5 protein-coding genes are annotated in these 7,606 nt (G+C 47.8%); 2 read left to right on the top strand and 3 right to left on the bottom strand.

The window, feature by feature from the left end; genetic code table 11:
• Positions 1-168: 168 nt before the first annotated feature.
• The 3 genes from P2G85_RS09320 to apbC all read right to left on the bottom strand — a co-directional run bounded on the left by P2G85_RS09320 (position 169) and on the right by apbC (position 4,340).
• The gene (locus P2G85_RS09320) at positions 169-2,253 is read right to left on the bottom strand and encodes an AsmA family protein (protein ID WP_275863822.1); all 2,085 of its coding nucleotides are present in this window, start codon (positions 2,251-2,253) and stop codon (positions 169-171) included.
• A 186-nt stretch (positions 2,254-2,439) separates the two neighbouring features.
• A complete protein-coding gene (gene udk / locus P2G85_RS09315; RefSeq protein WP_275863821.1) occupies positions 2,440-3,081 on the bottom strand; it encodes a uridine kinase in 642 nt (213 codons plus the stop codon).
• 182 nt (positions 3,082-3,263) lie between these two features.
• Complete coding sequence (gene apbC, locus P2G85_RS09310) at positions 3,264-4,340, bottom strand: iron-sulfur cluster carrier protein ApbC (protein ID WP_275863820.1); 1,077 nt, start codon at positions 4,338-4,340, stop codon at positions 3,264-3,266.
• A 163-nt stretch (positions 4,341-4,503) separates the two neighbouring features.
• Here apbC and metG point away from each other — a divergent pair, with 163 nt between their 5' ends.
• Both metG and P2G85_RS09300 read left to right on the top strand, forming a co-directional pair.
• Positions 4,504-6,570: a methionine--tRNA ligase gene (metG, locus tag P2G85_RS09305; RefSeq protein ID WP_275863819.1), complete on the top strand. Its 2,067-nt coding sequence runs from the start codon at positions 4,504-4,506 to the stop codon at positions 6,568-6,570.
• A gap of 214 nt (positions 6,571-6,784) precedes the next feature.
• Positions 6,785-7,588, top strand: a complete 804-nt coding sequence (locus tag P2G85_RS09300) for a hypothetical protein (RefSeq protein ID WP_275863818.1) — start codon at positions 6,785-6,787, stop codon at positions 7,586-7,588.
• Positions 7,589-7,606: the final 18 nt, after the last annotated feature.

The following is a 7,606-nucleotide window of genomic DNA, read 5'->3' as shown; positions in this document are numbered from 1 at the left end:
AAACGAACAGGGCGGGCCTCAATAAAAGTGTTATGGGAAGGATGGTTCAAATTACAAACCATCCTTGAGGGCTACGAGTTAGCAATGTCTCTTGATTAGCAAAACTTGTGATCAAGAGACAGGGCTAACGCCAACCCTTAAGCTTCTGGAATCTGTCAGTCAAATGGATTAATTAAACAAATTCTTCAGCAACCCATCTACGGCCTTTTTGGTTTTTTCATCTTTGATCTTGTCAGTCAGCTTTTCGACGCCGCGATCGATCTCTTTCTGTGCCTTTTGCTTAAGCACGTCATCAAAAACCAGTTTGAATTTTGGGTCTGCCCATTGACCGGAGACATTGATAGGAATCGTGACATCTCTGAGCTCATCGATATCTTTACCGCCCTGTCCCTCTAACGAGCCAACAATGGAAGTACTGATGGTGAAATCAACCGTCTCATTGAGATAGTTCGCTTTCCCTTTACCACGCACACGCAGCAATGGTGACTGGGCATGCAAATTGTCCGTCGATACCACCCCTTTGTTAAGCTTCATTGTGGCGGTCATAGCACTGAAATCGGTCTTCTTCACCTGCTCAGCGGCTTCTAACTGCTGGCCTTTAAATTTGGCGTAATTCTCACGGATCAGCTGGGCGATATTAATCCCATTAACCGCACCATCGGCAAAGTTGATCACCACGCTACCGGTCAGATTCTTTTTCATGCCCGTTGGCGTCAGGCTGCTTCCTCGCACATCAATATCGATGTTACCCGTGCCTTCCAGCTTATCATTATTTGCCACGTCAACCAACAATGGTTGAACCTGTACACCACGGATGGTCTTCTTGGCACGATACGTTGCCGGTGACTTGCGTGCATCCAGCTGTGCAGTCGCACTGATGTTACCGTTATACAATTGCGAGGAGAAAGCGGTCAAATCAAAGACGCCGCGGTTGATGGCAAAACTGGCTTTCACAGCTTGCATTTTGGCGTTTGCCGCTTTGAATTTATCAATGGTGATGTCACCTTTGACATCCAGAGTTTTCAGCGCTGACAGATCCGGTTCTACTTCCTCCGCTTTGGGACGGCTTTCACCTTCAGATGCCGTAGCACTGTCACCGGCTGGCTGATTTAAGCCAAGGAAATCATCGAGATCGATGTTCGGACTGTGCAGCGCAAAGCGAATTTTGGGGATATCAGCCAAAGTGACATCCGCTTTACCATCCAGTGCAATGGCGTTTGCTGTCAGCTGCTCGAGCACAAAACTCAGGTGATTTTTGCTAAGATCAAACGTCAGGTCTGACGCCATATCAACCCGCATGGGGGACTGTGGCAAGGCTTTCCCTTCAAAACGTGCCGCTAATGTCAGCGCATTGAGTTCGATGGTACTAACGGCACTGTCAACGCTTAACGCGCCGCCACCCTGCATGTCAAGAGCCATGCCACCAGCAACACCGTTAAGTGCATAGCTGAGGTTGTTCACCTTGTCGAACTCAAACGTGTCCAGGCCAATAGTTGCGGAGTCAATCTGATTGGTTGGATCGGTATAAGTCGCATCAAACTGGATAGCTTTGAGCCCATAACTGGCTAAACCCTTTGCCAGTTTGAAATCCGCTTTACCTTGCGCAGTGAATTTTTGCTCATCCATTTCCCCCTTGATACCGAAGTCCACACTCGTCCAGCTATCAAACGCAAACTGAGAAAGGTTCAGTGCGATGTCGTACAACCGAAGCGCACTTCCGGTTTGCTGGTTCTGTATAACCAGTGAACCGTTAGACACGGTTATGCCAGCCAGGTTGATGGTCCAGTCTGAGACAGCAGCGGTGGACTCTGCTGGCTGGACCGGCACTTGTTCAGTAGGCGTTTGGGTTTGCTCTGTCTGGGCCTGGGTAAGGGCATCAATGTTTTTACTGCCATCCGTTAAGGTTTCAAGATAGAACTTCGCCCCATCTAACGTAACATTACCGATGTTCAGTTGTTGGCTCAATAGTGGCATTACCGACACATCAACCCCTACCGTGTCAACGGTAAACAGGTTGGGCTGGCTAAAGCCTTGCGGGTTTCTCAACTCGGTACGGCCCAACTCCAAACCAATCGAGGGGAAAAATTGCCAGCTGATGTCACCATCGATGACCAGTTCAAGGCCGGTTTGAGCCTGAGTTTGTTCGACAATCAGGGGCTTAAACTGATTCGGGTTAACAAAAATCATCAGTGCCACAATCAGTACAAAGAGTGCCGCTAGCGGTATAGCGAGGATCAAGAGCAGTTTTTTCATTGAGTTTTCCTTGCCCAGGGTTTTCAAATAATAATAGCCAAGACTGCGCCTGGCCGGACAATTATATAAAAGCCTTTCCCTCTAGCGCATTCTTTATTAACTAACTAATTTGAAAACAAAAAAAGAAGTGGCACCTAAAGTGCCACTTCTTCAATCAAAAATAAAGGTTTAAGCGTAGATTCGACGTTATGCTTTCAAAAGTTTTGCAATATGGGCTTTCAATACATCGATCGCGATCCGGTTTTTACCACCACGCGGAACGATGATGTCTGCATATTGTTTAGAAGGTTCAATAAACTGCATAAACATTGGTCGAACCGTTTGCTGGTACTGCTTCAGTACCGATTCCATAGTACGGCCGCGCTCTTCAACATCACGCTTAACCCGGCGTAGCAGGCAGATATCCAATGGCGTATCCATAAACACCGTCGCATGCATCAATTCGCGCAGGCGCGGATCTGTCAGCAACAAAATGCCTTCCAGAATAATGACCTTTTTCGGTGTCATTGTTGTGGTGTTGTCGGTACGCGTATGTTCTGTATAGCTGTACTCGGGCACTTCAACTGCTTCACCGCGACCCAGTTTTTCCAGATGGTCACAAAGCAAATCGTGATCCAACGCGTTCGGGTGGTCGTAGTTCGTCTTGACACGCTCTTCCATACTTAAGTGACTTTGGTCGTTGTAGTAGCAATCTTCCGTAATTACACCAATTTGATGATCGCCCACTTTTTCGCGTAGCTCGTTATAGATCGTGCTCGCGATCAGACTTTTTCCAGAAGCAGAAGCGCCAGCAATACCGACGATGACGCATTGATTATTATCAGACATTAGTTTGCACCCGATGATGATTTTATAGTCACATAAAAAGATAAACTGCCTGATTATAGGGAGTTCACCCTTGAGATACTAGCTGGAATTTAGCGTTTGCTTGTAACTTTCTCCACAAACAAAGCATTAAACTCCAGGCAAACGTTTACCTGCACAATAATCGACCAAAGGATGCCCACCAATCAGTCGAGCATCTTAAAATTAATCACGTCTGGCTTAGTTTTGCCTTGCCAATACATGGTACTGCACACTTGGTCTGCCAAGCTGGTGTAATACCCGGCATGCTCACTGCCGGGCCTTCTTATTACGGTAGGAGTTCCGGCATCAATATCTTCACGCATCGCGATATGTAACGGAATTTGCCCCAACAGGGCTAAACCATACTCTTCCGCCATGGATGCCGCGCCGCCCGCACCAAAGATGTGTTCTTTTGCCCCGCAGTGACTACAAATGTGATAACTCATGTTTTCCACCACACCAATCACCGGAACCTGTACCTTCTGGAACATCGCGGCCCCTTTACGTGCATCGGCCAATGCTAAGTCTTGCGGCGTTGTGACGATAACCGCACCGGTCACCGGTATTTGTTGCGATAGTGTCAGTTGTATATCACCTGTGCCGGGGGGCATATCCATCACCAAGTAGTCCAGCTCCGGCCAGTCGGTTTCAGTAAGTAATTGGATTAGTGCTTTCGATGCCATCGGGCCGCGCCAGATCGCCGCCTCGGATTTATCCACTAAATAACCAATCGAGTGCGTATAGATACCGTGCGCTTTAATCGGCGTCATCCATTTGCCGTCACGCACTTCGGGCTTCGCCTCTTCCTGACCAAGCATGATCGGGACCGACGGGCCATAGATATCCGCATCGAGCAGCCCGACTCTTGCACCGGAACTGGCTATGGCCAACGCCAGATTCACCGCTGTCGTCGATTTACCGACTCCCCCTTTGGCTGAACTCACCGCAATGATGTTCTTCACCCCTTTGACCCGGCCTGAAACAGGGGTATCCAGCGCTTTGATTCTCTGTTCGATATGCAGCGGAAAAGCCGCAACCTGACCAGAGGATTGCTGATGCGCCACCCACTCACTCAGTGTATTGCGCAGTTCACTGCTGGCGAACGGCAAGGTAATTTTCACCCCACCTTCGGCAGGAATCGACACAATGCCCGGAAGATCAGCCCAGTTTTCCACCAACTGTGGGTGCTGAAACTGGTTAAACCAATGACAAAAATCTTGTTTTGAAGTGAATGGATGCATAACTCCTCCTTAATACCTCTCATCCTAGCACTGCGTGGCACAAGGAAGAACCCCAAAAAAACTAAGGCAATCCATGGTTTGATGCCTTGGAGTTAATGAGCTCATGGGGTAGTATTATCCATCAAAATTTTTTTATACCTATCAAGAAAAGCGAATATTAAGTATGGCAAACGATCCAAGACACCTTCCTTCAAGGAAACTGCTGGTAACTTGTGCCCTTCCGTACGCTAACGGTTCGATCCACCTTGGCCATATGCTTGAGCATATCCAAGCGGACATTTGGGTTCGTTACCAACGCCTACGTGGCAACACTGTAAACTTCATCTGTGCTGACGATGCTCACGGCACGCCAATCATGCTTAAAGCGCAACAGATGGGTATTACTCCTGAAGAGATGATTGCCGCAGTCAGTGAAGAACACCAGAAAGACTTCGCTGGCTTTGATATCAGCTTTGATAACTACCACAGCACACACTCAGAAGAGAACCGTGAACTGGCTTCACACATCTATCTGGAGCTGAAGAAAAACGGCTTCATTTCCAGCCGTACGATTTCTCAGCTGTTTGATCCTGAAAAAGAGATGTTCCTGCCGGACCGTTTCGTAAAAGGTACCTGCCCTAAGTGTAAGTCTGAAGACCAATACGGTGACAACTGTGACAACTGTGGTGAAACTTACAGCCCGACAGAGCTGATCAGTCCGAAGTCTGCAGTCTCTGGTGCAACTCCGGTAATGAAAGACTCAGAACACTTCTTCTTCGACCTGCCACAGTTTGAAAGCATGCTAAAGGAGTGGACTCGCTCTGGCTCACTACAAACTGAAACAGCGAACAAGATGCAGGAATGGTTCGAATCTGGCCTGCAACAATGGGATATCTCACGCGATGCGCCATACTTTGGCTTTGAGATCCCCGGTGAAAAAAACAAGTTCTTCTATGTATGGCTGGATGCGCCTATCGGCTACATGGGCTCTTTCAAAAACCTGTGTGACAAACGCGACGATCTAGACTTCGACGAGTACTGGAAGAAAGACAGCTCAGCAGAGCTTTACCACTTCATCGGTAAAGATATCGTGTACTTCCACAGCTTGTTCTGGCCTGCAATGCTGGACGGTTCTGGTTTCCGCAAGCCAAACAACGTCTTCGTCCACGGCTACGTAACCGTCAACGGGGCGAAAATGTCGAAGTCTAAAGGCACGTTTGTCAAAGCAAGCACTTACCTGCAGCACCTAGATCCAGAGTGTCTGCGTTACTACTACGCAGCGAAACTCAACAGCCGTATCGATGACCTGGATCTTAACCTTGAAGACTTCACTCAACGTGTTAACGCTGACGTAGTAAACAAGATTGTTAACCTGGCATCTCGTAATGCAGGCTTCATCGCTAAACGTTTCGAAGGCAAACTGTCTGAAAACTTCGCAGAGCCTGAACTGTACAACGAGTTCGTTGCAGCAGCAGACCGCATCGCAGAGCTATTTGAGACTCGCGAGTTCGGCCGTGCAATCCGTGAGATCACGGCATTGGCAGACAAAGCCAACCAATACGTTGATGAAAAAGCCCCTTGGGTTGTCGCAAAACAAGAAGGCAAAGATCAGGAACTACAAGAAATCTGTTCTGTCGGTATCAACCTGTTCCGCGTTCTGATGACTTACCTGAAACCAGTAATGCCTGCTCTGGCTGCACGCACAGAAGCATTCCTAAATGAAGAACTGACGTGGGAAGGTATCGCTACGCCGCTAACTGGTCACGAGATCACTAAGTTCAAAGCGCTGTTCAACCGTATCGACCCTAAAAACGTCGAAGCGATGATTGAAGCATCAAAAGAAGATGCAGCGGCAGAAATGGCAGCGAAAGAGAAAGCCGAAGCGGCCAAGACTGAAACTGAGCTTAGCAAAGACCCGATCGCAGATGAGATCGAGTTTGATACGTTTGCTCAGGTAGATATGCGTATTGCTCGTATCATCTCGTGTGAAGAAGTACCAAAAGCCAACAAACTGCTGAAATTCCAACTCGACATCGGCGGTGAAACCCGTCAGGTGTTCTCTGGCATCAAGTCAGCGTACAAACCTGAAGACCTGGAAGGTAAGCTAACGGTAATGGTAGCCAACCTGAAACCGCGTAAGATGAAGTTTGGTATGTCTGAAGGCATGATCCTGGCCGCCGGCCCTGGTGGCAGTGACCTATGGATCCTTGAGCCACACGAAGGCGCTCAACCTGGTATGCGCGTAATGTAATTCACTTTACATCGCGACCTGATTCAGCAAGATCCCCGCCCTTTCGGCGGGGATTTTTTTATCCTACTCACACATTTGGTGACTTTATGCACCAAAACAAAGCAACTAGTTGAACACTCAATACACAAGCCATTGTTTAATATAGATTAATTAGTTGGCATTAAACCTGCTCCTGACTTAAGGCTAGGTTAAAAACACTAACAAGGAGTTGGTTATGTTTGTTTTAATCTCAACACTGGTATCTGTTGCAATACTGGCAGCAATTTATCATTTCGCTTCCAAACGCGAGCAAGAGCACGAACGCCAATATCAGTTGTTAACGCTATTGCGTGATGTCGCCCATCTTTGTCGGCGCCACCGTGCCGTAAGCCACTATTCGTTAAAGTACCAGCAAAATCACGATAAAGAACTGGAACAGCTACGCCAGGCACTGACCAATAAACTGCATCTGTTGGTTGAAACATCCAAGTTAGAAAACCGCACCATGTATCGTGTACTACAGCTAAAAATCAAAAAGCTACTGGAAAAGTGGAGCAATAACAGTGTTGCACGAAATCAGATGGAACACGGCAAACTGATCCGTCATACCCTGTATCTGATGGATGAAGTCACACTGGCCTGGCTGGCAATGGCGCAACGCGACGAACTGCACGACGAATATCATATCAACTGGCAAACGGTGATCGACAGTCTCGAGACACTAACCCAACTACGCATTGGTATACCTAACCGGCACGATCATACCGGCAAGGAGCGCATGCAGCATTACGCTTCTGTGATGCTGCATAGGTTGAATCAGCTTGCGGTGATCAGCCCGCTTAGCATCGCATCGCCAATGTGTAGTCACTCCATCCAAGCCTTAAGTGAGTACGTGGAAAATGAGGCTGAACTGGGGGAGGAGGAGTTATATGACATTACCTCAGACATTTCTCTGGCGATTTTCAATACTTATGACCACTTATTATCGGACATCATTGAAAGCCTGTATATTCCCTTACCCAGGCTATCTATCGCCTGATAACTGAAAATAAAAAAC

This window comes from Vibrio sp. CAU 1672 (assembly GCF_029223195.1).
Lineage (GTDB): Bacteria > Pseudomonadota > Gammaproteobacteria > Enterobacterales > Vibrionaceae > Vibrio.
Note: the sequence above shows the minus strand (reverse complement) of the source record. Positions and strands in the feature narration are given on the sequence as shown.